The following is a 24,277-nucleotide window of genomic DNA, read 5'->3' as shown; positions in this document are numbered from 1 at the left end:
TCAGATTTTCACCAGCTTAACGGCGCATTTTTTGTAATCGGTCTGCTTCGACAGCGGATCGGTGGCGTCCAGCGTGATGTTGTTGGCCAGCACGCCGGCATCAAAGAACGGCATAAATACCAGCCCCTGCGGTGGCTGATTACGCCCGCGCGTTTCCACGGTGGCGAGGGTTTCGCCGCGACGCGATACCACGCGCACCTTCTCACCGCGACGGAAGCCGCGATCTTTGGCGTCCAGCGGATGGATATACAGCAGCGCCTGCGGCACCGCGCGGTGCAGTTCCGGCACGCGGCGCGTAATGGTGCCGGTGTGCCAGTGCTCCAGCACGCGACCGGTGCAGAACCACAGGTCATATTCGGCATCCGGCGCTTCCGCTGGCGGCTCGTACGGCAGGGCAAAAATGGTGGCTTTGCCGTCCGGCTTACCGTAAAAACGTACCCCCTCACCGGCTTTCACGTAGCTGTCGAAACCTTCACGATAGCGCCAGCGCGTCTCTTTGCCGTCCACTACCGGCCAGCGCAGACCGCGCGCCTCGTGATAAGTATCGAACGGTGCGAGATCGTGACCGTGACCGCGGCCAAAGCTGGCATACTCCTCGAACAGGCCTTTCTGAATATAGAAGCCAAACTCACGCGCTTCATCGTTGAGGCGATCGTCGGCCACTTCGCTCAGCGGGAACTGATTCACCTGGCCGTTGGCATACAGCACGTCGTACAGGGTTTTGCCTTTCAGCTCAGGCTGCTGAGCAATCAGCGCCTCTGGCCACACGTCCTCAACGCGGAAGCGTTTGGCAAAGGTCACCAGCTGCCACAGATCCGATTTCGCCTCGCCCGGCGCTTTCACCTGCTGATGCCAGAACTGGGTACGGCGCTCGGCGTTGCCGTAGGCGCCCTCTTTCTCTACCCACATCGCCGTCGGCAGAATCAGGTCGGCAGACAGGGCGCTGACGGTCGGATACGGGTCGGATACCACCACAAAGTTGCGTGCATCGCGCCAGCCCGGCATGCGTTCCTGCGTCAGGTTCGGCCCGGCCTGCATGTTGTTGTTACACATCACCCAGTAGGCATTCAGCTTGCCGTCTTTCAGCGCGCGATCCTGCGCCACGGCGTGCAGACCGACTTTGGCTGGCACCGTGCCCTGCGGCAGCTTCCACAGTTTTTCAGCTAAAGCGCGGTGTTTGTCATTGTTCACCACCATGTCGGCTGGCAGACGGTGCGCAAACGTGCCCACTTCACGCGCGGTGCCACAGGCCGATGGCTGGCCGGTGAGCGAGAACGGTCCGGTGCCCGGACGGGAAATTTTGCCGGTCAGCAGGTGGATGTTGTAGCACAGGTTGTTCGCCCACACGCCGCGCGTATGCTGGTTAAAGCCCATGGTCCAGTAAGAGACCACCTTGACGTTCGGATCGGCGTACAGCTCCGCCAGCGCGATCAGCTGATCCTGCTTTACGCCGCTCATGGCGCTGGCTTTTTCCACCGTGTATTCCGCGACAAATTTCGCATACTCATCGAAGCTGATCGGCGTCGACTCGCCGTTGTCCGGATTTTTCGCCGCCGCCTGCAGCGGATTGGTCGGGCGCAAACCGTAGCCGATATCCGTCACGCCTTTACGCAGCGTGACGTGATTCTGCAGGAAGGTTTTATCGACTTTATTGTTCTGAATGATGTAGTTAGCGATGAAGTTGAGGATCGCCAGATCGCTCTGCGGCGTGAAGACGATGGCGTTATCGGCCAGCTCGAAACTGCGGTGGCGATAGGTCGACAGCAACGCCACTTTGACGTTGTCATTGCTGAGACGACGCGCGGTCAGGCGTGACCAGAGAATCGGGTGCATCTCGGCCATGTTCGATCCCCACAGCACAAACGCATCGGCCTGCTCGATGTCATCGTAGCAGCCCATCGGTTCGTCCATACCGAAGGTACGCATAAAGCCCACCACCGCAGACGCCATGCAGTGGCGCGCGTTCGGATCGAGGTTGTTGGTGCGGAAGCCGGCTTTCATCAGCTTTGATGCGGCGTAACCTTCCCATACGGTCCACTGGCCGGAGCCAAACATGCCGACCGATTCCGGGCCGTTGGCTTTCAGCGCCGCCTTAAACTTCGCTTCCATGATGTCGAACGCCTGATCCCAGCTTACCGGGGTAAACTCGCCGTTCTTATCGAATTTGCCGTCGGTCATGCGCAGCAGCGGCTGGGTCAGACGATCTTTGCCGTACATGATCTTCGGCAGGAAGTAGCCTTTGATGCAGTTCAGACCGCGATTAACCTCCGCCTGCGGATCGCCCTGCGAGGCGACCACGCGGCCATTCTGCGTGCCGACCAGCACGCCACAGCCGGTGCCGCAAAACCGGCACGGCGCTTTTTCCCAGCGAATCGGCTCAGCCAGGCTGGTGGCCGCTTTGGTCACGGTCGGAATGGTGAGACCGGCAGCCGTTGCAGCAGCAGCCGCCGCATTGGCCTTCATAAAATCACGACGACTCAGGTTCATGATGCTTCCTTACAGGGTTCTTCAATTTCGTCTTGCTGGTGATAAACCAGCGATACCGCCAGCACATCCGGGATGTTGCGGGTGGCTTCAATGTTGCTCAGCAGCGTGGCGCTGTCGGCCGCGCCCAGCGTTAGCGCCAGCGTGCCGCGTGCGGCATCTTCTGCCGCGATGTCGCTGTCAGCAAAGTTCAGTAGCGCCTGCCGCACCGCAGCGATCGCGGTCGGACGTGCCTGAATCACCAGGCCACATACGTGCCAGCTGTCGTTATTCGTCATGATGCAGTCCTGTGGCTGAGACCGGACACGGCGCGATACAGGCGCCACAGCCGGTGCAGTGTTGCGGAAGGATTTCCGGCTGGCCGATGCCGTTGGGCATCAGGCGAAAACGGATCGCCTGCTGCTCACAACTCTCCTGGCAGCTGCGACAGTTAACGCCAAGAAAAGCGATACAGCGGCTGTCGATGCGGATGCGCCGGCTAAAAGGTTCAGTGTCGCGCGGCTGAAACAGCGGCTGCGGGCAGACATCGGCACAGGCGGCGCAAAAGGTGCATTCCCCCTGCAGAAAGTCGAGCTGCGGCGCTTCGCCAGCGGCGATGCGGATAATGCCGCTCTCGCAGGCTTGTACGCAGCGGGCGCAGCCGTCACAGCCGCTCTCTCCCCGCCACCACGGCAACGCGATACCGCCGGCAGGCATGACGCGCTGCCCGGTAAAGAGTTCACGTCGCGACAGCGCCATCGGCTCACCTCAATGCGGGGATGTAGAGATGGTGCGTAAAATAACCTGAGGTTATGAAGGGCTATATCACCCGAAAGGTGTAATTCCCGATGCGGGATCAAGAGAAGGAGAATTGAAATAAAAACGGGGGCCGACTGGCCCCCGCAGGTGAGCATCGCTGCGATTAACGCGCGTTGTCTTCCGCCAGTTTAGGCGCCGCATCATCCTGATCGTCATGATGATGCTCGTGCTCTTTCATCGCCTCCGCCTGCACGCGCTTACGCACGCCAAACCAGCCGAGCACCAGCAGCACGGCAATCAGCGGAATTGAAGCAATGGTGTAAGTGCCGTTCGGGTAGTCAAACGCCATCAGCACCAGCACGCTCACCAGGAACAGCAGCGTCAGCCACGAGGTAACCGGCGCCCACGGCAGCTTGAAGCTGACATCTTCCGCTTTGCCCTCTTTGATGGCTTTGCGCAGACGCATCTGGCACACCACGATGAACGCCCACGAGGAGATAATCCCCAGCGACGCCACGTTCAGGACGATCTCAAACACCTGCGACGGAACGTAGTAGTTGAGCACCACGCCGATCACGTACACGCCGATGGTCACCAGGATACCGGCGTACGGCACCTGCTGCTTACTCATCTTCGACATGAACTGCGGCGCCGACCCGCCCATCGACATTGAACGCAGAATACGTCCGGTAGAGTACAGGCCCGAGTTCAGGCTCGACAGCGCCGCGCTCAGCACCACGATGTTCATCACGCTGCCAATGTAGGGCACGCCCAGTTTGGAGAAGAAGGTGACGAACGGGCTTTGTCCGGCCTGATAGGCGTTCCACGGCAGCAGCAGTACCAGCAGCACCACGGAACCCACATAGAACAGGCCGATACGCCAGATCACGCTGTTGATGGCTTTCGGCAGCATGGTTTTCGGGTCTTTACACTCGCCCGCCGCCGTGCCCACCAGTTCAATCGAGGCGAAGGCAAACACCACGCCCTGTACCAGCACCAGCGCCGGCAGCAGACCGTGCGGGAACAGCCCGCCGTTGTCGGTGATCAGATGGAAGCCGGTGGTGTTGCCGTCCAGCGGTTTACCGCTGCCGAGGAACACCACGCCGACTATCAGGAACACCACGATAGCCAGCACTTTCACCAGCGCGAACCAGAATTCCATCTCGGCGAACCATTTCACGCCGATCATGTTCATGGTGCCGACAATCGCCAGCGCGCCCAGCGCAAACACCCACTGCGGCACATCGCCAAACGCGCCCCAGTAATGCATGTAAAGCGCCACCGCGGTGATATCGACGATACCGGTCATCGCCCAGTTAACGAAATACATCCAGCCTGCAACGTAGGACGCTTTTTCCCCGAGGAATTCACGCGCGTACGAAACAAAGCTGCCGCTGGAAGGGCGATGCAACACCAGCTCGCCCAACGCACGGAGAATAAAGAAGGAGAAGATACCGCACACCAGATACACCAGTGCCAGTGCCGGACCGGCCATCTGCAGACGCGCGCCGGCACCGAGGAACAGACCGGTACCGATAGCGCCGCCAATGGCGATCATTTGTACCTGACGGTTACCCATCGCTTTGTGGTAACCCGTGTCGTGAGAGTTAAGCCAGCGCCTTCTCGCAGCACGCTGTTCGGCTGGCGTTTTTTTAGTAGATTTCATAGCTTTCCTGTTTGTCCTGTCCATCAATCACCGCGTAACCAATCGATTGCGCCGGGCAGTGCGAAATGGGGTAAAACCGGCCCCTGAGCGGCGGAACGATGCCGCGCGGCGAGCCGGGAAATTACGGCGATGAATCCTACCCGTTCTGCATGAACGAAGCAAAATATACTGGCTGACTGCACGGGTTGATTTGTAATAATCCGTCGCGACGCACAAAAAAACCGGCCAGTGGGGTGGCCGGTAATCGGTGGCTACAGGAAAAAACTACCAGAGGGGAATAATGAAGGGCATTAACGGTAAATCTCGGCGCTGCCGCTCCACATGCTGGAATCGCCTGGATTCTGCATGCCAATGACGCGATAGTGGCTGGCACCCATCTCTTCCGCTTTTTGCGACAGCTGACGGGTGGCGTCATCCAGCGAACCGCGCACGCCGCTCACCGAAACGGTGCCGCTGCTTTGAAGGTCCTGGGTTTGTGCCTCGCTCAACGGCGAGGCGGCAAAGGTAGTAAACGATGCGCTGGCAAGCAGTGCAGCAGTCATTACGGCATAACGTGTCTTCATGAGGTGCTCCTGTTGTCGTGCGGGAAAGGGTTACGCGTCATAGTATCGGCGAGCCAGTGCAAACCAGGCTGCGCGGGCGGTAAAAGCGTTCAATATTTCGCCAGCCAAACGCGACTAATCCAGGGAAACGTAAAACGTGATGAGTTTCTCTGGTAAAAGTAACCAGATGTGTCAATTTCGCGCTCGCCCCCGCGCTGCGGCTGACTTATAATCCCCCGCTCTTGTAAGGGTTATTATTGTGATAGTGAAACGTCCCGTTACCCGCACCATTGCCCGCGCGCTCAGCGCGATTGTGCTGCTGTCGCTGTTAACCACCGGCCTGGCGCTGATGACGCTCTCCAGCAGTTTGCGCGATGCCGAAGCGGTGAATGTCGCCGGCTCGCTGCGCATGCAAATCTACCGGCTGGCGTGGGACAGCACGCGCGATCCGCAGCAGCTGGCGCACCATATGCAGCAATATCAGCAGACGCTGGAGTCACCGGCGCTGCAACATCTGGAGCGTCCGTGGGTGCCGATTGAAGTCAGCAGCCGCTACCGCTATCTGCGCGACAGCTGGCCGGTACTGCAGGAGACGCTGCAGCCGGCGCGGGCGCAGGTGTACCAGCAGCGCGTGGCGGGCTACGTCAGTGAGATTGACCGCTTCGTGCTGGCGGTGCAGCACTATGCCGAGCTGAAAATGCATCTGGTGGCCGCCAGCAGCCTGTTCGGCTTTCTGGCGATTGTCGCGCTGGCGCTGTGGAGCATTGGCTTTATTCGCCGCAACGTGGTGCGTCCGCTCGATTCGCTGGTCACCGCCAGTCAATACGTCGAACAGGCCAACTTCAGTTTTCCGCCGCTTTCCGTGCATCAGCCCAACGAGCTGGGCGTGCTGGCGCAGGCGTTTACCACTATGGCGGAGCGGCTGCATTCGCACTATCGCCTGCTGGAGTGCGCGGTACGCAATAAAACCGAAGATTTAACCCAGGCCAACCGCACGCTGTCGCTGCTGTATGAAAGCTCGCAGATTCTCACCGGCAGCCCGCTCAATCCCGAGCTGTTCCAGGGCCTGCTGCGGCTGGTACAGCGGCGGGAAGCGCTGGAGGTGCTGCAAATCGCCAGCGAGGATATCGCCTTCCAGGCCGGCGTGCCCGCCGACGATCTCAGCTGGCAGCGGCTGCCGCTGCAGCAGGAGGAGCAGCGCCTCGGCGAACTGTGCTGGCAAACCCGCCGCGCGCCGCCGGCCGATGAGCTGATGCACAGCCTGGCCAACATGCTGGCGCGTGCACTGTGGATCTGGCAGACGCAGAAGCAGTATCAGCAAATGCTGCTGATTGAAGAGCGCGCCACCATTGCGCGCGAGCTGCACGATTCACTGGCGCAGTCGCTCTCTTTTCTGCGTATCCAGCTGACGCTGCTGCGGCGTAATGTCGATAGCAGCCAGCCGCAGGCACAGGCGATCATCGCCGATTTCGATCGCGCGCTGGCCGAGGCGTATCAGCAGCTGCGCGAACTGCTCACCACCTTCCGTCTGAGCATTGAACAGGCCGATTTAGTGCAGGCGATGCAGGCGATGATCGCCCCGCTGCAGGAGCAGTCGCAGGCGGCGATTACCTTTGACTATCAGCCAGGCCTGCAAACGCTGGATGCCCAGCAGCAGGTGCACGTGCTGCAGATTGCGCGCGAGGCGCTGCTCAATGCAATTCGTCACGCGCAGGCGCAGCAGATTCAGATTCGCTATCAGCGTGTCGCTGATGATGAGCACCTGCTGACCATCGAAGATGACGGCTGCGGTATCAATAGCGTAGAAGAGCCGCCGGGCCACTACGGGCTGACCATCATGGCCGAGCGCGCGGCGCGTCTCGCCGGCAGCTTACTGATTACCCCGCAGGCGCAGGGCACCTGCGTCACGCTGCGTTTTCCCGCCCGCCCCGCGCACCGGCTGGCTTAACGCATTACACTTAGCAAATGGATTGAAACTCTGGAGAACCTATGGCTCACCCTTCCCTGTCTATTATGATCGTTGACGATCATCCGCTGATGCGTCGCGGTATCCGCCAGTTGCTGGCGCTGGAACCGCGTCTGGAAGTGGTGGCTGAGGCGAATAACGGTACCGAAGCACTGGCCGAAGCGCGCCGTCTGGCACCGGATGTGATTCTGCTCGATCTGAATATGAAGGGCATGTCCGGGCTGGATACGCTGAAGGCGCTGCGCCACGAGGGCGTCGCGGCACGCATTCTGGTGCTGACAGTGTCCGACGCGCGCAGCGATATTTACGCCATGGTGGATGCTGGCGCCGATGGCTATCTGCTCAAAGACAGCGAACCGGAACTGCTGCTGGCGCAGGTAATGCGCGGCGCACAGGGCGAGAACGTGTTCAGCGAGGTGGTGGCAGAATATCTGGCGACCCGCCAGCCCAGCGCCAATCCGTTCAGACAGCTGACCGAGCGCGAACTGGATGTGTTGCAGGAAGTGGCGCGCGGCTTATCCAACAAAGAGATTGCCGCCACGCTGCACATTTCCGAAGAAACGGTAAAGGTGCACATCCGCAACCTGCTGCGTAAGCTCGACGTCCGTTCCCGCGTTGCGGCAACGGTGCTGTGGCTGGAGAGTCGCAATGTGTGATTGCGCACATAAAGCTGCTGCGACTTTTACACTTTCTCCATAATTTATCCACGATTCCCTAATTTGCCCCGCGTACAGTAAGCAGCAGCCGGAGTTTTCAGGATCGCCCTTGCACTCCGCCAGCGTGAAGCGCAGCCTGCGGCACGCTTTTACTAATAACAAGTACAAAGTACGCAGCTGAGGAGTGTCGGTTTCATGTCGAACTTTTTTATCGACCGCCCCATTTTTGCCTGGGTGCTGGCTATTTTGCTGTGCCTGTGTGGCACGCTGGCCATTATCTCGCTGCCGGTGGAACAGTATCCGGATCTCGCGCCGCCTAACGTGCGCATCACCGCCAACTATCCCGGCGCATCCGCGCAGACGCTGGAAAACACCGTCACCCAGGTTATCGAGCAGAATATGACGGGGATCGATAACCTGATGTACATGTCCTCGAACAGCAGCAATACCGGCCAGGCGCAGATCACCCTCACCTTTACCGCCGGCACTAACCCGGATGAAGCGCGGCAACAGGTACAGAATCAGCTGCAGAGCGCGCTGCGCAAACTGCCAGCGGCGGTGCAGTCGCAGGGCGTCACGGTAAACAAAACCGGCGACAGCAACATTCTGATGATTGCCTTTGTCTCCACCGACGGCAGCATGGATAAACAGGATATTGCCGATTACGTTGCCAGTAATATTCAGGATCCGCTCAGCCGCATCGACGGCGTCGGCCAGGTCGATGCCTACGGATCGCAATACGCGATGCGCATCTGGCTCGATCCCAATAAGCTGATTAACTACGCGCTAACCACCGACGATGTGGTCAGCGCCATCGAATCGCAGAACACCCAGGTGGCGGTCGGCCAGGTCGGCGGGTTGCCGTCGGTGGACAAACAGGCGCTAAACGCCACGGTTAACGCCCAGTCGATGCTACAGACGCCCGCGCAGTTTCGCGCCATTACGCTGAAAACCAACACTGACGGTTCAGTGGTGACGCTCGGCGACGTGGCCACCATCGCCATGGGCGCCGAAAAGTATGACTTTCTGAGCCGCTATAACGGCCAGCCGGCATCCGGTCTCGGCATCAAACTGGCCTCCGGCGCTAACGAGATGAACACCGACAAGCTGGTGCGCGCCCGTGTTGCCGAACTGGCGCAATACTTCCCGCACGGACTGGAAGCCAAAGTGGCGTTTGAAACCACGCCGTTCGTCAAAGCCTCCATTAAGGACGTGGTGAAAACCCTGCTGGAAGCGATCCTGCTGGTGTTTCTGGTGATGTACCTGTTCCTGCAAAACTTCCGCGCCACGCTCATTCCCACCATTGCTGTGCCGGTGGTGCTGCTCGGCACCTTTGCGGTGCTGTACGCCTGCGGCTTCAGTATTAACACCCTGACCATGTTCGCCATGGTGCTGGCCATCGGGCTGCTGGTGGATGATGCCATCGTGGTGGTGGAAAACGTCGAGCGCATCATGAGCGAAGAGGGATTATCGCCGCGGACCGCCACGCGTAAATCGATGGGGCAGATTCAGGGCGCGCTGGTGGGCATCGCGCTGGTGCTGTCCGCGGTGTTTGTGCCGATGGCGTTCTTTGGCGGCACCGTGGGCGCTATCTATCGCCAGTTCTCCATCACCATTGTCTCGGCGATGGTGCTGTCGGTGCTGGTGGCGATGATTCTGACGCCCGCGCTGTGCTCCACGCTGCTCAAACCGCTGGCGCAGGGCCAGCACCATGGCCGGCGCGGCTTTTTCGGCTGGTTTAACCGTCACTTCAATGCCAGCGCCGAACGCTACGAGCGCGGCGTAGCGCGCATTCTGCTGAAGAGCGGCCGCTGGCTGCTGCTCTACCTGGCGATTATCGGCGTGATGGCATTCCTGTTTATTCGTCTGCCTACCTCCTTCCTGCCGCTGGAAGATCGCGGCGTATTTCTTACTCAGGTACAGCTGCCGCCGGGCTCGACGCTGCAGCAAACCTCGCAGGTGGTAGCAAAGGTTGAGGATTATTACCTGACTGCCGAAAAGGACAATGTGCTGTCGGTGTTCTCCACCATCGGTGCCGGTCCGGGCGGCAACGGACAAAACGTGGCGCGCCTGTTTGTGCGCCTGAAGGACTGGGAGCAGCGGCCAGGTCGCGATCGTACCTCGTTTGCCATCATAGATCGCGCCACCGCAGCCTTTAAAAAGATCAAAGAGGCACGCGTCATCGCCAGCAGTCCACCGGCGATCACCGGCATGGGTAGCTCCTCCGGCTTTGATATGGAGTTGCAGGATCACGGCGGCATCGGGCATACCGAGCTGATGGCGATGCGCGATCGGCTGCTGGCGCTGGCCGACAACAATCCGGCGCTGTCGCGCGTGCGCCACAACGGGCTCGACGACAGCCCGCAGTTGCAGATTGATGTCGACCAGCGTAAAGCGCAGGCGCTCGGCGTATCGCTGGACACCATCAACGACACCCTGACCACCGCCTGGGGCTCAACCTATGTGAATGATTTTCTCGACCGCGGCCGTGTGAAGAAGGTCTACGTCCAGGCCGCACCGGAATTCCGCATGCTGCCGGGCGACATCAACAAATGGTATGTGCGCAACAACAGCGGCGGCATGGTGCCGTTCTCCGCCTTCGCCACCAGCCACTGGGAGACCGGTTCACCGCGTCTTGAACGCTATAACGGCTATTCATCGCTGGAGATTGTCGGCGAGGCGGCTAACGGCGTCAGCAGCGGCACGGCGATGGATGAGATGGAGAAACTGGTGGCGCAGCTGCCGCTCGGCGTTGGCTTCCAGTGGACCGGTGCCTCCTATCAGGAGCGTCTCTCCGGCTCGCAGGCGCCGGCGCTGTATGCGATTTCGCTGCTGGTGGTGTTCCTGTGCCTCGCGGCGCTGTACGAGAGCTGGTCGATTCCGTTCTCGGTGATGCTGGTGGTGCCGCTGGGCGTGGTGGGCGCGCTGGTCGCCACCTGGCTGCGCGGACTGGAGAATGACGTCTACTTTCAGGTCGGCCTGCTGACGGTGATTGGCCTGTCGGCGAAGAATGCGATCCTGATCGTCGAGTTCGCCAATAAGATCAACAGCAAAGGGCGTGAACTGCTGGAGTCGACGCTGGAGGCATCGCGGCAGCGCCTGCGGCCGATTCTGATGACGTCGCTGGCCTTTATTTTCGGCGTGCTGCCGATGGCGATCAGTAGCGGTGCCGGTTCCGGCAGCCAGCATGCGGTCGGTACTGGCGTGATGGGCGGCATGATCTCCGCCACGGTGCTGGCGATCTTCTTTGTGCCGCTGTTCTTCGTGCTGGTGCGCCGCCGCTTCCCGCTGCGGGCAAAGCCGCACGACTGAGGCTAACTTCGGACAAATAAAAAGCCGCCATGATGAATGGCGGCTTTATTGATGTGTGCGGTAAGAATAACAGCAAGTTGGGAAGTGCCCTGCTTTTCTCTTCACGAGTTACTTACGTAACATCGCTTCGATAAATTCTTTCCAGTTCCCCAGTTCGTGTTCAACCATAATACCCTCTCTTCTTGTAGTGGCGATTTTACGCCGTTTTTTTCTACAGGTGAATACGTTTCCACCTCTCATCACTATCGGCAACTACCGCAGAAAGCTTGAATTTGCCGAAACTGCGGACTGACGCACATTTCAGCAACCTGTTAATGCGACTCATAAAAGCGCGGACTTAATCCGCCAGGCCCGTTTTTGCCGCCTAAGATAATTCTTAGATCGCTAATGATGCCGCAGGCGACAATTTCGCAGGTAAGTGAAAGCGTTTACTGGCCCTGATTAGCGTCGTTTATTGGCGTCGCGGCGAGATGAAAAACAGCGCTGCCACGCGTCTGACCTCACAGCCCATGGCGCGCTATGGTAAACTCGCGCTTTATTTAACACAGGACGGGAATACGCGATGACAGCGCAATGGGTGATGTACGGAATTAAGAATTGCGACACCATAAAAAAAGCACGCAACTATTTGAGCACTTCCGGCATCGACTTTCATTTTCATGATTATCGCGCTGACGGGCTGGATGCGGCGCTGCTGCAATCCTTTATCGACCAGCTGGGGTATGACGTGCTGCTGAACACGCGCGGCACCACCTGGCGTCAGTTGCCGGAAGCGGAACGCGATGCCATCCGCGATGCGGCCAGCGCCAAAGCGCTGATGCTGGCGCACCCGGCGCTGATCAAACGTCCGGTGCTGGCGGCGCCAGACGGTACATTGCTGGTGGGTTTCAAAGAACCCGTTTATCACGCCTTTATCCAGGAGAAGTCATAACATGTTCTGTCCGGTCATTGAGCTGGCTCAGCAGCTTATTCGTCGCCCCTCGCTTAGTCCGGATGACGCCGGTTGCCAGGCCATGTTAATTGCGCGCCTGGAGGCGATTGGTTTCCACGTCGAGCCGATGCACATTGGCGATACGCTTAACTTCTGGGCCACGCGCGGCCAGGGCGAAACGCTGGCCTTTGCCGGGCACACCGATGTGGTGCCGCCGGGCGATGCCAACCGCTGGATCAGCCCGCCGTTTGAACCTTCGATTCGCGACGGCATGCTGTTTGGCCGTGGCGCCGCGGACATGAAAGGCTCGCTGGCGGCGATGGTGGTGGCGGCCGAGCGCTTCGTTGCTGCCCATCCCAATCATGCTGGCCGGCTGGCGTTTCTCATCACTTCCGATGAAGAAGCCAGCGCCGTCAACGGTACGGTAAAAGTGGTTGAGCGCCTGATGGCGCGCAATGAACGCATGGATTACTGCCTCGTCGGTGAACCGTCGAGCACCGAAGTGGTCGGCGACGTGGTGAAGAATGGTCGTCGCGGCTCGATGACCGCCAATCTGACCATTCACGGCGTGCAGGGCCACGTGGCTTATCCGCATCTGGCTGATAACCCGGTACATCGTGCAATGCCAGCGCTCAACGAGCTGGTGGCGACCGAATGGGATCAGGGCAATGAGTTCTTCCCGCCGACCAGCATGCAGATCGCCAACGTGCAGGCGGGAACCGGCAGTAACAATGTGATTCCCGGCGAGTTTTTCGTGCAGTTTAACTTCCGCTTCAGCACCGAACTGACCGATCAGATGATCAAAGATCGCGTGGCGGCGCTACTCGATCGCCACCAGCTGCGCTATACGCTGGAGTGGAATGTGTCCGGTCAGCCATTCCTGACTTCACGCGGCAAGCTGGTGGATGCGGTCGTCAACGCTGTGGCGCACTATAATGAGATCAAGCCGCAGCTGTTAACCACCGGCGGCACCTCTGACGGGCGCTTTATTGCCCGCATGGGCGCACAGGTGGTGGAGCTCGGCCCGGTAAATGCCACTATTCATAAGATCAATGAGTGCGTGAAAGCCTCGGATTTGCAGCTGCTGAGCCGGATGTATCAGCGCATTATGGAACAGCTGATCGCCTGATGGCACCTTGAAGGAGAAACCTCATGGAATGGTTAAAAGAGTACTGGTGGGTGATTGTGATTCTGCTGATGGTGGGCGTGCTGATGAACGTCTATAAAGACCTGAAGCGCATCGATCATAAAAAATATATGGATAACAAACCGGATCTGCCACCGCATCGCGATTTCAACGATAAGTGGGACGATGACGACGACTGGCCGAAAAAGAAGTAGTCGCCGCCGATCGTTTAAAGTACAAGGTCGCCCTGCACGGCGACCTTTGTTTTATGGCGCGCATGTCTCACACCATCATCACCACATCGTCGTCACCCGGCTTCGCCCCGCTCAGCGCCTCATCGAAATAGCGGCGCGGCACGGTATAGCGCAGGTGATTCAGCGCCAGCTGCATGCTGCGTTCATCAATCGCGTGCGGCAGGTCGTCAACGATATCCAGCGTCACATCGCCGCCCAGCGCAGTTAAGCGCTGCATCGCCGCTTCCGCATGCTGCATCGGCACCTGCTCGTCATAATCGCCGTGAATCAGGTGGATAGTGTTGCGCGTGCTGGCCTGCTCCGGCAGCGTGACGTAGCGGCCGCTAAAGGCCACCACGCGTCCCGCCAGATCCGGCTGGGCTTTTACGCCTTCCAGCACCATGGTGCCGCCCTGCGAAAAACCGACCAGCGCGGTGGCTTCCGGCCGCACGCCGCTCTGCTGCTGCCAGTGACGCACCGACTCGACAAAGGACGGCATCACCGCGTCCACGCCCTGCTGCTGCGAGCGGTCGTGTTCCGGTATCTCGGCATACCACTGGCGGCCCTGCGGCGCGCTGGCCGGATAAGGTGCGCCCACCGATACCACCTGCGCCTGCGGAAACGCCTGCGCGAACCAGCTGCCAATCTGCGCCATCGAATCGGGGTTGTCGTTCACGCCGTGATACAGCAAAAACAGCTGCGCGGCGTTATCCGGTTGCTGAACAATTACATATCGTAGTGCCATAACGTCCTCCTCAAATCACTATACGCCGCTGAGGGCAAAGTGATATTGGGAAAATTTGAATGAGATAATGGATTTATTGCAATGTGCCGAGGCGCTGCTGCCAGTGCTGCGCGGCGGCGGCATCCAGCGTGGTGAGTGCGTCAGCCGCCTCCGCGCGCAACCTGAGCATCAGCGCTTTACGCCCGCTCACGCCGGCCAGCCGTGCCGCTTCACTCAGCGTTTGTTTTTGTTGCAGTATGGCACACAGCAAGGGTGGCGATGCGACACCAGCCAGCCGCTGCAGCACCGGATAGCTGGCTTCAAACGGCCGCTGCGCCCAGGCAAACGCGGCCAGCAGCGGCCAGTCGTCGGCGCTGAGAGATTGATGGTCGGTGGACGACAGGGTCAGCGGCACCGCGATCAGCTTTTGCAGCCACGGCCAGTCGCGCGCCAGACGCTGCGCGGCGCGCTGCTGCAGGGCTTCACCGGCAGGCGTCAGCGCACAAATCGCCATCGCCGCATAGCAACCGCTGCTGGCTTCGCGCTGTGAACCGATACGCACCAGCGTAAAGCCGCAGGCGCGCCAGAACTGCCACAGCGCTGCGGTGTAGCCAAAGCTCACCGACAGATAGTCCGCGCCCTGCGCCTGCTGCCGCGCCGTCGCCACCAGCGCGCGACCGATGCCGCGCTGGCGCTGCGCGGCCTGCACGGCGATGCGGCTGATGCGCAGCGAACGTAACGTCGCCGCTTCAGTAAAACCGGCATGTGCCGCTAATGACTGCGCCACCAGATTGCCGCGCGGACGACGTAAGCCGGCCCACACCGCCTGCGCCAGCGCGGCATCCAGTCCGCCCTCTTCCACCAGCCACAGCGCGCCGGTGACCTGCTGCGGCTGCCCGGCCAGCCAGAAATGCATGCCGGGCGCATCCAGCATACGTCGCAGATCGAGTGGCGAGGTGCGATAGTGGGCGCTCGCCAGCAGACGATAGCCGGCCTGTAAGGCACCGGCGTGCTGCGTGGGCGTAGCGGCAAAAATCGCTGTCTGCGCGGGTGCGTCGCAGGCTTCGGCCTCAGCAAACAGCAGCGCCGCACTCAGCCACTGCTCCAGCGGATCCTGCGCCGACCAGCGCAGCGGCTCATCCAGCTGGAAATAGCGCACCTGCGGCAGCGTGGCGCAAAAGCGCAGCATGAAACCGCGCCCGGTACCTTCGTAGCCCTGCACCGTGGTGGTCAGCAGAACGCGTGGAAAACGCTGCACCAGCTGCTGTAACAGCGGCGCGGGGATCGCCGCGGCCTCATCCACAATCAGCCATTCTGCCAGCGGCTGAGCCTCCTGCGGCTGAGCGAGAATCGCATCCGGGGCCATAAATCTAAACTGCTCAGCGGCGAACTGCGCCAGCACCTCCGTCGCGGCTTTGGCCGGCGCCGTCACCAGCGCGCTTTGCGTCTGGCGCGCCAGCATCCCCGCCAGCGCCGATTTGCCGCGACCGCGCGGGGCGATGATCACCGCGACACCGGGCGGCATGGCGCACAGCTGGCGGACAATCTGCGCCTGCTGCTCGGGGGCACGACACTGCCACGGCGCGAAGGACTGCGGCGGCGGCAGGCGCGGCGTCTGGTGCTGACGCAGCAGCATCACCTGCGCATCCTGCAGGATATGCTGTTGCAGATGGTGGATGAAATGCGGCGTGGCGATGGGCTGGTCGACATCGGCCCAGCGCAGGCTGTCGCGATCGGGTTGCGCCGGCCAGGCGTTCCAGTCTGGCGTCAGTAACAGCAGCCAGCTGCCGGCCCGCAGCGTCCCGGCCAGCGCAGCGAACGCTTCCGCATGAAAGCCGTGGCGCGCATCGAAAATGGCATGCCGGAATTCCCGGCCCAGCAGGGTACGCAGCGCCGCAGGCGCGACGCGCTGCGGGAAGTCATCGCTGTCGCTGACCGTTAACCAGTCACCGGGCAGTGCGGCCTGCCATGTGGCCGCCTCATGGCGCGCCCAGCCAGCTTCACCGGCTATTACGCACAGACGGCGGATACCGGCTTGCTGCATCGCCGCCGTCAGTTCAGCGTGCAACATCAGTTACTGGCGAAGGTGTTGCACTGGCCCGGATTGCCGCTGTCAAAACCGCGTTTGAACCAGGTGTAGCGCTGCTGTGAGGTGCCGTGAGTGAAGCTGTCCGGCACTACGCGCCCCTGACTTTGCTGCTGCAGACGATCGTCGCCAATCGCCTCGGCGGCGTTCAGCGCTTCCTGCAAATCGCCCACCTCAAGAATGTTCTCCTGCTGCATATAGTGACCCCAGACGCCAGCAAAGCAGTCCGCCTGCAGCTCCATCTTCACCGACAGCTGGTTCACCTGCGCCTGCGTGGCGCCCTGCTGCATCTGGCGCACTTTCGGTTCGATACCCAGCAGTTTCTGCACGTGATGCCCCACTTCGTGGGCGATGACGTAACCCTGGGCAAAATCCCCCCCGGCTCCGAGTTTGGTTTTCATGTCGTCATAGAAGGAGAGATCGATATATACCGTCTGATCGGCCGGGCAGTAGAACGGCCCCATTGCCGACTGGCCGGTACCGCAGTTAGTGCGCGTCGCACCGCGATACATCACCAGCTTTGGCGGCGCGTATTGTTTGCCCATCTGCTGGAACAGTTTGCCCCAGGTATCTTCAGTGGTGGCGAGGATCACCGAGGTGAATTTGGCCGCCTCGTTATCCTGCGGCGAATTGACCTGACGCTGCTGCTGTTGCGACACCGGCGCGCCGCCTTCCAGCAGCGCGGTGAGGTCGTAGCCGTAATAGCCAGCGACCGCGACCACAATCAGCAGAATAATGCCGCCCTTGCCGCGCGGCAGACGAATCTGGCGTCCGCCAGAACTAAAACCCGGCGAATCGCCGCGACGATCTTCCACATTGTCGCTTTCACGACGCCCTTGCCAGCGCATGGCCTGCTCCTGTTATCAATGACTTTTGCATGATTTTAGTTGGCGGCAGAGGTTAGTACCAGCAATGCGATGCCAGCGGAGCGAGATTGCGCGCAGGGCGCAGCGTGAAGGCCGTAAACAGACGATAAAAAAGGCCGCCAGCCAGGGCGACCTTCATGCGCTGAAAGCTTTGCGTCCGAACTACCGTGACGCACACCGGCAGAAGCTTAGTCCAGTTTGACACCCAGACGGTGTGCCACTTCTTCGTACGCTTCGATCAGGCCGCCGAGGCTCTGACGGAAACGGTCTTTGTCCATCTTGTCCATGGTCTCTTTGTCCCACAGACGCGCGCCGTCTGGCGAGAATTCGTCGCCCAGCGTCACTTCACCTTTGAACAGACCAAACTCCAGCTTGAAGTCCACCAGAATCAGACCGGCATCATCAAACAGTTTGCTCAGCACTTCGTTGGCTTTGAAGGTCAGCTCCTGCATACGCGCCAGGTTAGCCTTGCTCACCCAGCCAAAGGTTTCGCAATACGATTCGTTGACCATCGGGTCATGTTTGGCGTCATCTTTCAGGAAGAGATCAAACAGCGGTGGATTGAGCAGCATGCCCTCTTCCACGCCCAGACGTTTCACCAGCGATCCGGCCGCCCGGTTGCGCACCACGCACTCTACCGGCACCATCTCCAGCTTTTTCACCAGCGCTTCGTTATCAGAAAGCAGCGCTTCCATCTGGGTCGGAATGCCCGCTTCCTGCAGTTTGGTCATGATGAAATGGTTGAACTTGTTGTTCACCATGCCTTTACGATCAAACTGCTCGATTCGTGCACCGTCTCCTGCTGACGTATCGTTGCGGAATTCAAGTACCAGCAGATCCGGATTGTCGGTGCTGTATACGGTTTTCGCTTTACCGCGATACAACTCAGCTCGCTTTTGCATCTTGTTAACTCCAAACATGAAAGAACCTGTGTTCAGCGGTGTTTCACCGCGCGATGACTGCCTGACGCAATCGTTTACCTCGCCGGGCGCTATTATGCCAAAACCAAAACAAAAAGGCCGGAGAATCTCCGGCCTTTATTGCATTTATTTGTTCAGCGCGCCCTGCAGGACCGCCACCAGCGCATCATTCTGCGCCTGGGTGAGTACGTGTCCTTTCGGATCGATGAACTGCAGGCTGCTGCGGTTATCGAGATCGCCCACCTGCAACTTGTAGTCGCCGTTTGGCAGTTCCGGATCTTTCGCGCCGATGGCGTCAAACGCGCTGCTGCCCGGCTGCTTGTAGGTCACTTTCAGACTGCCCTGCGAGCGGTTGTCATCGGTGACTTCCATGCCCATACGCTTCAGCGCCGCCGGCAGACGCTGCCAGGTGACGTTAAACGGTGAGCGCAGCACCAGCAGTGGCAGGCCGGTGTCGTCCGCGCCGCTCTGAACATCAATCTGTCCGCTGGCACGTCCGGCAGCCGCATCCTGACTAGCGGTATCGATCTTATCCAGACCGGTGCTGATGTCATTCAGCATCTGACCGGTATAGCGCTGAACCTGGACCGGCGTGGTGACCGTCTGGCCCTGCTGCTGTAGTTCCAGCAGACGTACGGTCAGCACCTGCTGATAGCCCTGGTTCTGCACGCTGATCTGGTAACGGCCGCGATACTGGTTATCTTCGTCAGCACGGTTCCACTGCACCCAGTCGGTGGTGAGCTGCTGCGCCGCATCATCACGCTGGGCAACCGGGAATTTGTACGACTGCACCACGTTCACCACCTGCGACCAGATGGAGCCACGGCTGCTGTCAACCGCCAGTACGCCGGTGTTACCGGTGAACTGTGCGCGGGTGCCGTTCATCAGCGCCAGCGGCTGCGCCGGCGGACGGATGTCGAGCTCTTTACCCAGCGCGCCTTTCGCCACGCTGTGCGGCACATCGTAATCACCATTCTGCAGCGGCAGAATCATGCCCGCCGGGGCTTTTAAATCATGCAGTTCAGGCGCCTGCAGGTAAGATTCATCACCGCTGACCTGGCGCTTATAACGCTGATCGCTGGAACAAGCTGTTAGCAGCATCAGGGTGGACAGGCCCACCACGGTTGCCAGCGTCGAGCGCTTAACTGAATAACTCATTGATTCTCCCTAAATTATCGCAGACCCGCCTGGATCAGCGCCTGCGCGGTTTTCGCCTGACCGGCTTCGGTCAGCGGCGTCATCGGCAAGCGCAGCGTGTCATCGGCGATTAATCCTAGCTGTTTCGCGGCCCATTTCACCGGGATAGGATTCGGTTCACAGAAAAGCGTCTGGTGCAGGTGCATCAGACGCTGATTCAGGCGACGCGCTTCGGCAAATTTGCCCTCTTGTGCCAGCGCACAGAGTTCAACCATTTCACGTGCTGCAATGTTAGCCGTGACCGAAATAACGCCTTTGCCGCCCAGTTGCATGGAGTCCAGCGCTGTCGCGTCATCACCGCTGACAATAATGAACTCATCTCCAACCAGCTGTTGGATCTGCGAAATACGCGATAAGTTCCCGGTGGCCTCTTTGATTCCGATAATATTTTTGATTTCAGCCAGGCGGGCAACGGTTTCCGGCAGCATGTCACAGCCGGTACGTGACGGGACGTTATACAGCATCTGTGGCAGATCGGTGCTTTCGGCGATCGCTTTGAAGTGCTGGTAGAGACCTTCCTGCGTCGGACGGTTGTAGTATGGGGTCACGGTGAGGCAGCCGACTACGCCGGTGCCGGTGAAGCGTTTTGTCAGAGAGATCCCTTCGGCGGTGGCATTTGCGCCGGTCCCGGCAATCACGGGAATGCGGCCATCGGCCAGCTCCAGGGTTTGCATCACCACATCGCCATGCTCTTCATGGCTGAGGGTCGCGGATTCGCCGGTGGTGCCAACAGAAACAATCGCCGCCGTACCGCTGGCGACATGATAATCAATCAGTTTTTTCAGACTTGCGCGGCAGACATCACCTTTTTCATTCAAAGGCGTAATGAGCGCAACAATACTTCCGGTGAACATGGGCTATCCCCTCGACAAACAAGTGCCTCATGTTACGTTTTCCGCCGAAAGAAAAGCAAGCGAGCCACGCCATTACCGCGCTTGTCAGCAGTTTTTTTTATGTTTACCTTATGGTTATTAGCGAACGTACAGGAAACGCCATTTTGCCGCAGTCACAGCCGCACCATCTGGTGATCACCGCTCTGGGCGTTGATCGTCCGGGTATCGTCAATACCATTACCCGCCACGTCAGCAGCTGCGGTTGCAATATTGAAGACAGCCGCCTGGCGATGCTGGGCGACGAGTTCACCTTTATTATGCTGCTCTCCGGCAGCTGGAACGCCATTACCCTGATTGAATCGACCCTGCCGATGAAGGGTGCCGAGCTGGAACTGCTGATCGTGATGAAGCGCACTAACGCGCGCGTGACGCCGCCGATGCCCGCCACCGTCTGGGTACAGGTGGAAGTGCCAGACTCACCGCATATCATCGAACGCTTTACCGATCTGTTCGATAAACATCAGATGAACATCGCCGAGCTGGTGTCGCGCATTACGCCCGCCCAGGACGACGCGCCGCCGGTGCTCTATATTCAGATGACCGCGCACAGCCCGGCGAATCATGCCAGCGCACCGTTTGAGCAGGCTTTCCATCGGCTGTGCGAAGAACTGCATGCACAAGGTTCAATTCGCCTCTATAGTGTCACCGACGACGCGCACAGCGCCGTCTGAATCAGGCTCCGGGTTATTCCGCCACACACTCTGCCGCGCTGGCATACCGTGTAGTGAAATAACCCTGAGGTAAACTCCACCTGGCGCTTTTGCCGCTGATGGTGTATTACCCACAGCATGAAGAAAAAAATGGAGAGTTGTGATGAATCCACTGAAAGCCGGTGACACCGCACCGAAATTTAGCTTGCCCGATCAGGATGGCGAACAAGTAAATTTGGCCGACTTCCAGGGACAGCGCGTTTTGGTCTATTTCTACCCGAAAGCCATGACGCCGGGCTGCACCACGCAGGCCTGCGGTCTGCGCGATAACATGGATGATTTAAAGAAGGCGGGCGTGGAAGTGCTGGGCATCAGCACCGACAAGCCGGAAAAACTGTCTCGCTTTGTCGAGAAAGAACTACTCAACTTCACCCTTTTGTCGGATGAAGATCATCAGGTTTGCGAGCAGTTTGGCGTCTGGGGTGAGAAAACCTTTATGGGGAAAACCTACGACGGCATTCACCGCATCAGCTTCCTGATTGGCGGCGATGGCAAAGTGGAGAAGGTGTTCGACGATTTTAAAACCTCGAACCACCACGATATCGTGCTCGATTACCTGAAATCAGCCTGATTACCAACGGGTGCCCGCCAGGCACCCGTTTTTTTATCCTGCTGTGACGCTGCGCGATTAATAGCGCGAAACCGTGCTGGCCAGCGCTTCCTGCCCGGCGATCACCACGCAGTTCCGTCCGGCGTTTTTCGCCTGATACAGCGCATCATCGGCCTGCTTCAGAATCTGTTCCTGACTGCCGTGCGTCGGCTGCCAGCTGGCGATACCAATCGAAATCGTGATCTGCCCGACCGGATCAATCCAGCCGCCGGCAATGCTGGTGCGCACGCGCTCGGCAATCACCCGCGCTTCATCAGGGGCGGTGGCGGGAAGCAGCATCAGAAACTCTTCGCCGCCGTTCCGGCACACCACGTCGGTCTGACGCGCGCTCTGGCGCAGCGTGCGCGCCACCTGTTTGATCACCTCGTCGCCAACATCATGCCCGAAGTTATCATTCACCCGCTTGAAATGGTCAATATCCAGCGCCAGCACGGCAAACGGCTGCTGCATGGTATCGAAATAGTCGAGCACCGCGCTCAGGCCGCGGCGATTGAGCAGGCTGGTCATGGGATCGCTCTGCACCTCTGACTTGAGCCGGCCGATTTTATCCTGCACCAGACCAATGCCGGTGAGCAGCGCGCGCTTCACCTGCGCCGCTTCAAAGTACCAGGCGCGGATCACGCCAATTTCACCGGAAACGCCCTGGGTATCCATCTGGCTGGCTTTGCGCGCCAGCTGCCACAGTGGCAAGGCAATCAGCCGGGCCAGAATCACCGCCACCAGCAGCGTCAGCAGCGCAAACGGCACCGAATTCTTCAGCACCTGGAGCAGCAGCCCGGAGAGCGGCGCCAGCGTGACGTTTGTCGGCTTGAGCGCCACCACCATCCAGCCGGTGGTGGGCACCACAGCGTAGCCCGCCAGCTTCGCCGTACCCTCTTCCGTCAGCTGAACTTCGCCATTGCTGTGCTCCTGGCGCTGACGATCGCTGACGATGCCCGGCACGTTTTTGCCAATCAGCTGATTGTTCTGGTGATACAGCACGCGGTTGTCGCGATCCAGCACGTAAACATGGGTGCCGTCACGATAGTACTGCTCGCCGAGCAGCACGTTGAGAATGCTCTTTTTCTTCAGATAAATAGTGCCGCCTACGTAGCCAAGATAGCGCCCATCGGTGCTCCATACCGGCCAGGAAACAAACACCAGCAGGTTATTGGTGGCAGAAATGGTGGGCCGGCTGACCATCGGCTGACGCTGCGCCAGCGCTTCGCGCGAAGACTGGCTGGTGAGCTGCATGCCTTTCAGCATCAGCGATTCCGGCGAAATGGCTTTAATCACGCCGTTGCTGTCGACAATCGCCACCGAGTTAAAACTGCTGGTCTGTTCGCGCAGTCGGTTCACTTCCTGCTGCAGCAGTTCGGGATTGTCGAAATCTTTACCCAGCTGATTGGCGCTGTAGTGCAGCTGCGACTGCGCCAGCTGGAAAAACACTTCGGTGGTGGCCGCCAGCTTGGTGGCGTAAGCGCGATTGGCTTCAAGAGTGCTTTCGATCAGCACCATACGCTGTACGCGCCAGGTGGCGTACAGCGTATTAGCCAGTGTGATGACAATACTGGTGATCGCCAGCAGCGCAATCAGCGTGCGCAGATCAGTTTTTGGCCGGATGCGCGTTAACATGGCGCAACCGCCCTGGTGAGTAGCTTCATAAGTTAGCGTGCCTGACTATCTTGTTATAATTGGAGGTGTTTACCCTGGTGAGGTAACAGACAATTGTACACCTCTGAGCCAAATTGACTACGACGCAGACCCTCAGGAACGCTTTTTTATTGTGCTATTACTGGTGCTAATCAATTAAACCCTGCGCATCGTAAAACGGCCACGGTCCTGGATAATCGCCGATCGCGCACAGATGCGTAGTCATCCCCTGCTGCGGCTGCCAGCGATGCAGCAGAAAACCGGGCGGTTCCAGCACAAAGTTCGCCGGACCGTGGTCACGCAAATCCAGTGCCACCTGATGCGACACACCGGGCGCCACGCAGGCCAGCGTGCCGGCAAAACGCGCCTGCACCGAGCGGTGCAGGTGACCGCTCAACACCCGTTCCACCTGGGGATGCTGACCAACGATGGCAGCCAGCGCCGCCGGATTGCGCAGCGGCTGCCGATCCATATGGCCAATGCCGCTCAGGAACGGCGGATGATGCAGCAGCACCAGCGTCGGCAAATCAGGCTCACGCGCCAGCTGCTCTGCCAGCCATTGCAGCTGTGCGTCATCGACGTAGCCCCACGGCTGATGCGGTACGCTGGAGTCGAGCGCCAGCAGTTGCAGATGATTCACACGCATCTGCCAGTTGAGCGTTTCGCCGTGCTGCAGGTAATGATGCTCAGGAAACGCGGCGCGCAGTTGCTGGCGATCGTCGTGATTGCCCGGCATCAGCAGGAACGGCAGCTGCAGATGGCGCAGCGCCTCGCGCAGCGTCTGGTACTCTTCCGCAGTGCCAAAATCCACCAGGTCGCCGGTAATCACCACCGTATCCGGTCGCGGCACCAGCTGATTCAGCGTGTCGATCACCCGCAGCAGCGCAGCGTGCGTATCCACTTTTTTATAGGAGAGACGGCCATGGGCCTTGATGTGTAAATCGCTGATTTGCGCAATCAGCGTCATTGCGTCAGTCACAACAGC

At 59.5% G+C, this 24,277-nt stretch carries 22 protein-coding genes; 8 read left to right on the top strand and 14 right to left on the bottom strand.

Features of this window, described 5'->3' with window-relative positions; translation table 11 throughout:
• From napA to C1N56_RS05420, 5 genes are all read right to left on the bottom strand, one after another.
• Nucleotides 1–2,487, bottom strand: coding sequence for a nitrate reductase catalytic subunit NapA (gene napA / locus C1N56_RS05440; RefSeq protein ID WP_394517211.1), 2,487 nt, complete (start codon nt 2,485–2,487; stop codon nt 1–3).
• Entirely contained in the window at nt 2,484–2,762 is a 279-nt protein-coding gene (locus C1N56_RS05435; RefSeq protein WP_021508051.1) for a chaperone NapD, read from the bottom strand. Before C1N56_RS05435 ends, napA begins: the two co-directional genes overlap by 4 nt.
• A complete protein-coding gene (napF, locus tag C1N56_RS05430) occupies nt 2,752–3,222 on the bottom strand; it encodes a ferredoxin-type protein NapF (RefSeq protein WP_021508050.1) in 471 nt (156 codons plus the stop codon). The genes C1N56_RS05435 and napF overlap by 11 nt, the downstream gene beginning before the upstream one ends.
• Nucleotides 3,223–3,385: 163 nt before the next feature.
• A complete protein-coding gene (gene ansP, locus C1N56_RS05425) occupies nt 3,386–4,888 on the bottom strand; it encodes an L-asparagine permease (RefSeq protein ID WP_031279802.1) in 1,503 nt (500 codons plus the stop codon).
• Between the two features lie 290 nt (nt 4,889–5,178).
• Nucleotides 5,179–5,451: a YdgH/BhsA/McbA family protein gene (locus C1N56_RS05420; RefSeq protein ID WP_058770823.1), complete on the bottom strand. Its 273-nt coding sequence runs from the start codon at nt 5,449–5,451 to the stop codon at nt 5,179–5,181.
• Nucleotides 5,452–5,689: 238 nt separating this feature from the next.
• Between C1N56_RS05420 and narQ the strand changes: the two genes are divergently transcribed.
• The 3 genes from narQ to acrD all read left to right on the top strand — a co-directional run bounded on the left by narQ (nt 5,690) and on the right by acrD (nt 11,364).
• Nucleotides 5,690–7,378: a nitrate/nitrite two-component system sensor histidine kinase NarQ gene (narQ, locus tag C1N56_RS05415; protein ID WP_058758332.1), complete on the top strand. Its 1,689-nt coding sequence runs from the start codon at nt 5,690–5,692 to the stop codon at nt 7,376–7,378.
• Nucleotides 7,379–7,419: 41 nt separating this feature from the next.
• A complete protein-coding gene (locus C1N56_RS05410) occupies nt 7,420–8,052 on the top strand; it encodes a response regulator (RefSeq protein WP_058758331.1) in 633 nt (210 codons plus the stop codon).
• Between the two features lie 195 nt (nt 8,053–8,247).
• On the top strand, nt 8,248–11,364 hold the full coding sequence (gene acrD, locus C1N56_RS05405) for a multidrug efflux RND transporter permease AcrD (RefSeq protein ID WP_394517210.1): 3,117 nt from the start codon (nt 8,248–8,250) through the stop codon (nt 11,362–11,364).
• 108 nt (nt 11,365–11,472) lie between these two features.
• Here acrD and ypfM read toward each other — a convergent pair whose 3' ends face one another.
• Nucleotides 11,473–11,532 carry a protein YpfM gene (gene ypfM, locus C1N56_RS05400; RefSeq protein ID WP_104085366.1) on the bottom strand — a complete coding sequence of 20 codons (60 nt, stop codon included), beginning with the start codon at nt 11,530–11,532 and terminating at the stop codon, nt 11,473–11,475.
• 394 nt (nt 11,533–11,926) lie between these two features.
• Here ypfM and C1N56_RS05395 point away from each other — a divergent pair, with 394 nt between their 5' ends.
• The 3 genes from C1N56_RS05395 to C1N56_RS05385 are packed head-to-tail and all read left to right on the top strand — an operon-like array spanning nt 11,927 to nt 13,636.
• On the top strand, nt 11,927–12,295 hold the full coding sequence (locus C1N56_RS05395) for an ArsC family reductase (RefSeq protein ID WP_021508043.1): 369 nt from the start codon (nt 11,927–11,929) through the stop codon (nt 12,293–12,295).
• Nucleotide 12,296: 1 nt separating this feature from the next.
• Nucleotides 12,297–13,424 carry a succinyl-diaminopimelate desuccinylase gene (dapE, locus tag C1N56_RS05390; RefSeq protein ID WP_010617581.1) on the top strand — a complete coding sequence of 376 codons (1,128 nt, stop codon included), beginning with the start codon at nt 12,297–12,299 and terminating at the stop codon, nt 13,422–13,424.
• Nucleotides 13,425–13,447: 23 nt separating this feature from the next.
• Complete coding sequence (locus tag C1N56_RS05385) at nt 13,448–13,636, top strand: YpfN family protein (RefSeq protein ID WP_021508042.1); 189 nt, start codon at nt 13,448–13,450, stop codon at nt 13,634–13,636.
• Between the two features lie 67 nt (nt 13,637–13,703).
• Here C1N56_RS05385 and ypfH read toward each other — a convergent pair whose 3' ends face one another.
• The 6 genes from ypfH to dapA form a co-directional block, all read right to left on the bottom strand.
• Nucleotides 13,704–14,399: an esterase gene (ypfH, locus tag C1N56_RS05380; RefSeq protein WP_021508041.1), complete on the bottom strand. Its 696-nt coding sequence runs from the start codon at nt 14,397–14,399 to the stop codon at nt 13,704–13,706.
• A 73-nt stretch (nt 14,400–14,472) separates the two neighbouring features.
• Nucleotides 14,473–16,449, bottom strand: coding sequence for a tRNA(Met) cytidine acetyltransferase TmcA (locus tag C1N56_RS05375; protein WP_394517209.1), 1,977 nt, complete (start codon nt 16,447–16,449; stop codon nt 14,473–14,475).
• Nucleotides 16,449–17,312 (bottom strand): KPN_02809 family neutral zinc metallopeptidase, encoded by an 864-nt coding sequence (locus tag C1N56_RS05370; protein ID WP_394517208.1) that lies wholly within the window; start codon nt 17,310–17,312, stop codon nt 16,449–16,451. The genes C1N56_RS05375 and C1N56_RS05370 overlap by 1 nt, the downstream gene beginning before the upstream one ends.
• Nucleotides 17,313–17,518: 206 nt before the next feature.
• Entirely contained in the window at nt 17,519–18,232 is a 714-nt protein-coding gene (purC, locus tag C1N56_RS05365) for a phosphoribosylaminoimidazolesuccinocarboxamide synthase (RefSeq protein WP_031279423.1), read from the bottom strand.
• Between the two features lie 144 nt (nt 18,233–18,376).
• Nucleotides 18,377–19,408, bottom strand: coding sequence for an outer membrane protein assembly factor BamC (gene bamC, locus C1N56_RS05360; protein WP_021506605.1), 1,032 nt, complete (start codon nt 19,406–19,408; stop codon nt 18,377–18,379).
• A 14-nt stretch (nt 19,409–19,422) separates the two neighbouring features.
• Nucleotides 19,423–20,301, bottom strand: coding sequence for a 4-hydroxy-tetrahydrodipicolinate synthase (dapA, locus tag C1N56_RS05355; RefSeq protein ID WP_021506604.1), 879 nt, complete (start codon nt 20,299–20,301; stop codon nt 19,423–19,425).
• A 143-nt stretch (nt 20,302–20,444) separates the two neighbouring features.
• Between dapA and C1N56_RS05350 the strand changes: the two genes are divergently transcribed.
• Both C1N56_RS05350 and bcp read left to right on the top strand, forming a co-directional pair.
• Nucleotides 20,445–21,011 carry a glycine cleavage system transcriptional repressor gene (locus C1N56_RS05350; protein WP_059011708.1) on the top strand — a complete coding sequence of 189 codons (567 nt, stop codon included), beginning with the start codon at nt 20,445–20,447 and terminating at the stop codon, nt 21,009–21,011.
• 142 nt (nt 21,012–21,153) lie between these two features.
• A complete protein-coding gene (gene bcp, locus C1N56_RS05345) occupies nt 21,154–21,621 on the top strand; it encodes a thioredoxin-dependent thiol peroxidase (protein WP_021506602.1) in 468 nt (155 codons plus the stop codon).
• A gap of 57 nt (nt 21,622–21,678) precedes the next feature.
• Here bcp and C1N56_RS05340 read toward each other — a convergent pair whose 3' ends face one another.
• A complete protein-coding gene (locus C1N56_RS05340) occupies nt 21,679–23,274 on the bottom strand; it encodes a sensor domain-containing diguanylate cyclase (RefSeq protein ID WP_136548287.1) in 1,596 nt (531 codons plus the stop codon).
• Nucleotides 23,275–23,440: 166 nt separating this feature from the next.
• Complete coding sequence (locus C1N56_RS05335) at nt 23,441–24,259, bottom strand: phosphodiesterase (RefSeq protein WP_021506600.1); 819 nt, start codon at nt 24,257–24,259, stop codon at nt 23,441–23,443.
• Nucleotides 24,260–24,277: the final 18 nt, after the last annotated feature.

Source organism: Pantoea sp. SGAir0175, from assembly GCF_043547855.1.
This window is presented reverse-complemented; position numbering and strand designations above follow the sequence as displayed.

Excerpts from the sequence above, each read along its gene's own strand:
- napA (WP_394517211.1), bottom strand. The coding sequence starts at position 2,487 with ATGAACCTGAGTCGTCGTGATTTTATGAAGGCCAATGCGGCGGCTGCT.
- C1N56_RS05435 (WP_021508051.1), bottom strand. The coding sequence starts at position 2,762 with ATGACGAATAACGACAGCTGGCACGTATGTGGCCTGGTGATTCAGGCA.
- napF (WP_021508050.1), bottom strand. The coding sequence starts at position 3,222 with ATGGCGCTGTCGCGACGTGAACTCTTTACCGGGCAGCGCGTCATGCCT.
- ansP (WP_031279802.1), bottom strand. The coding sequence starts at position 4,888 with ATGAAATCTACTAAAAAAACGCCAGCCGAACAGCGTGCTGCGAGAAGG.
- C1N56_RS05420 (WP_058770823.1), bottom strand. The coding sequence starts at position 5,451 with ATGAAGACACGTTATGCCGTAATGACTGCTGCACTGCTTGCCAGCGCA.
- C1N56_RS05410 (WP_058758331.1), top strand. The coding sequence starts at position 7,420 with ATGGCTCACCCTTCCCTGTCTATTATGATCGTTGACGATCATCCGCTG.
- acrD (WP_394517210.1), top strand. The coding sequence starts at position 8,248 with ATGTCGAACTTTTTTATCGACCGCCCCATTTTTGCCTGGGTGCTGGCT.
- C1N56_RS05395 (WP_021508043.1), top strand. The coding sequence starts at position 11,927 with ATGACAGCGCAATGGGTGATGTACGGAATTAAGAATTGCGACACCATA.
- dapE (WP_010617581.1), top strand. The coding sequence starts at position 12,297 with ATGTTCTGTCCGGTCATTGAGCTGGCTCAGCAGCTTATTCGTCGCCCC.
- C1N56_RS05385 (WP_021508042.1), top strand. The coding sequence starts at position 13,448 with ATGGAATGGTTAAAAGAGTACTGGTGGGTGATTGTGATTCTGCTGATG.
- ypfH (WP_021508041.1), bottom strand. The coding sequence starts at position 14,399 with ATGGCACTACGATATGTAATTGTTCAGCAACCGGATAACGCCGCGCAG.
- C1N56_RS05375 (WP_394517209.1), bottom strand. The coding sequence starts at position 16,449 with ATGTTGCACGCTGAACTGACGGCGGCGATGCAGCAAGCCGGTATCCGC.
- C1N56_RS05370 (WP_394517208.1), bottom strand. The coding sequence starts at position 17,312 with ATGCGCTGGCAAGGGCGTCGTGAAAGCGACAATGTGGAAGATCGTCGC.
- purC (WP_031279423.1), bottom strand. The coding sequence starts at position 18,232 with ATGCAAAAGCGAGCTGAGTTGTATCGCGGTAAAGCGAAAACCGTATAC.
- bamC (WP_021506605.1), bottom strand. The coding sequence starts at position 19,408 with ATGAGTTATTCAGTTAAGCGCTCGACGCTGGCAACCGTGGTGGGCCTG.
- dapA (WP_021506604.1), bottom strand. The coding sequence starts at position 20,301 with ATGTTCACCGGAAGTATTGTTGCGCTCATTACGCCTTTGAATGAAAAA.
- bcp (WP_021506602.1), top strand. The coding sequence starts at position 21,154 with ATGAATCCACTGAAAGCCGGTGACACCGCACCGAAATTTAGCTTGCCC.
- C1N56_RS05340 (WP_136548287.1), bottom strand. The coding sequence starts at position 23,274 with ATGTTAACGCGCATCCGGCCAAAAACTGATCTGCGCACGCTGATTGCG.
- C1N56_RS05335 (WP_021506600.1), bottom strand. The coding sequence starts at position 24,259 with ATGACGCTGATTGCGCAAATCAGCGATTTACACATCAAGGCCCATGGC.